Source organism: Staphylococcus sp. EG-SA-17 (assembly GCF_017151845.1).
Lineage (GTDB): Bacteria > Bacillota > Bacilli > Staphylococcales > Staphylococcaceae > Staphylococcus > Staphylococcus aureus.
Genome location: NZ_JACVZO010000072.1, coordinates 1 through 729, shown reverse-complemented (window position 1 = coordinate 729; position 729 = coordinate 1). Strand labels below are relative to the sequence as shown.

Genomic DNA, 729 nt, shown 5'->3' with positions numbered 1-729 from the left:
GAAGTCGTAACAAGGTAGCCGTATCGGAAGGTGCGGCTGGATCACCTCCTTTCTAAGGATATATTCGGAACATCTTCTTCAGAAGATGCGGAATAACGTGACATATTGTATTCAGTTTTGAATGTTTATTTAACATTCAAATATTTTTTGGTTAAAGTGATATTGCTTATGAAAATAAAGCAGTATGCGAGCGCTTGACTGAAAAGAAATTGTACATTGAAAACTAGATAAGTAAGTAAAATATAGATTTTACCAAGCAAAACCGAGTGAATAAAGAGTTTTAAATAAGCTTGAATTCATAAGAAATAATCGCTAGTGTTCGAAAGAACACTCACAAGATTAATAACGCGTTTAAATCTTTTTATAAAAGAACGTAACTTCATGTTAACGTTTGACTTATAAAAATGGTGGAAACATAGATTAAGTTATTAAGGGCGCACGGTGGATGCCTTGGCACTAGAAGCCGATGAAGGACGTTACTAACGACGATATGCTTTGGGGAGCTGTAAGTAAGCTTTGATCCAGAGATTTCCGAATGGGGAAACCCAGCATGAGTTATGTCATGTTATCGATATGTGAATACATAGCATATCAGAAGGCACACCCGGAGAACTGAAACATCTTAGTACCCGGAGGAAGAGAAAGAAAATTCGATTCCCTTAGTAGCGGCGAGCGAAACGGGAAGAGCCCAAACCAACAAGCTTGCTTGTTGGGGTTGTAGGACACTCT

Annotated in this window: 2 rRNA genes; both read left to right on the top strand. The window is 38.1% G+C overall.

Going from position 1 to position 729, the window contains the following annotated elements:
* A 16S ribosomal RNA gene (locus IDG65_RS14100) occupies window positions 1-52 on the top strand; the annotation flags it as partial.
* Window positions 53-418: 366 nt separating this feature from the next.
* A 23S ribosomal RNA gene (locus IDG65_RS14095) occupies window positions 419-729 on the top strand; the annotation flags it as partial.